The following is a 1,023-nucleotide window of genomic DNA, read 5'->3' on the forward strand; positions in this document are numbered from 1 at the left end:
ACCAATTAAATATCAAAACACTTCTTATATGATTCGTTAAAGAATGAAGAGTGAGTTATTGATTTAACGATTTGAGTATTTATATTATCTCTAATAAACAGATGTAGCCACTGTTTCACAGCGTCTAATGTTCCGAATACTTTATTTTTATAATATTGCTTTATGTGTTGCCACATTTTCTCCGATGGATTTAGTTCTGGTGTATATGGAGGGATTCGAATTAATTTGATGTTAGCTGGTAAAGTATACTCTTTCATGGAGTGAAAGCCTGCATTATCTATGATAATTATCTTAAGTTCTTCAGGCTTGTATTCTGAAAACCGTAGGAGGTATTTATAAAATATTTCACTGCTAACACCTTCGATTTCATAAACAAAAGAGTCACCATTTATAGGAGAAAAACTGCCATAAAGGTATGTGTTCTTAAAGGCATGTTGATACTTGACGATAGGCTTAACCCCCTTAGCAGTAAGTGATTTCCCAATATGTGTCATGAGTCCAAATCGGCTCTCATCTTGAAAATAAAGATTTACCTCTGAATAAAGCTTATCTTTATTTAGACCTATTCTAATCGCATCTAAGAGCTCAGGGAGTTTTTTTAAAGGCCTTAATAGCCTGTTCATCTTTTTTGTAATGGGATTTTCGAGGTGTTTTTAATTTAGATTGAAAATGTCTTTTCAAGTATGCCCTAAGAGTATGATATTTAATCTCTAGCTGATGATGTTCTTTAAGCCAAGCCACTGCATCCCAATAACCTCGTAATGGGTTTTCTGAATCTTCCAGCTTTTTTTTTAATTTAAGATGAACTGATTCTGGAATGATTGTTTTGCGATCACCACCACTTGATATTGTCAATAATCCTTCCAAACCTGACTTTTCATATTTTTCAGTCCATTTCTGAAGAGCACTTTTACTTACTCCTAAGAATTTCGCTAACTGATTACGTTCTTTAAATTTATTTTCCTTAGTAAGAATTAAACTCTGAATACGAAGTTTTAAACGATAACTGTCAGTTATGCGTAA

Annotated in this window: 2 protein-coding genes; both read right to left on the bottom strand. The window is 32.7% G+C overall.

The genetic code is table 11. The annotated features are described in order from the left end of the window. Nucleotides 1-5 precede the first annotated feature (5 nt). Nucleotides 6-623, bottom strand: a complete 618-nt coding sequence (locus DWB61_RS17570; protein WP_125032240.1) for an IS630 family transposase — start codon at nt 621-623, stop codon at nt 6-8. Then, on the bottom strand, nt 586-1,023 hold a 438-nt coding region (locus DWB61_RS17575), incomplete at its 5' end, for a winged helix-turn-helix domain-containing protein (RefSeq protein ID WP_125032241.1). The genes DWB61_RS17570 and DWB61_RS17575, both read right to left, overlap by 38 nt.

Source organism: Ancylomarina euxina (genome assembly GCF_003863355.1).
In the GTDB taxonomy this organism is placed as follows: domain Bacteria; phylum Bacteroidota; class Bacteroidia; order Bacteroidales; family Marinifilaceae; genus Ancylomarina; species Ancylomarina euxinus.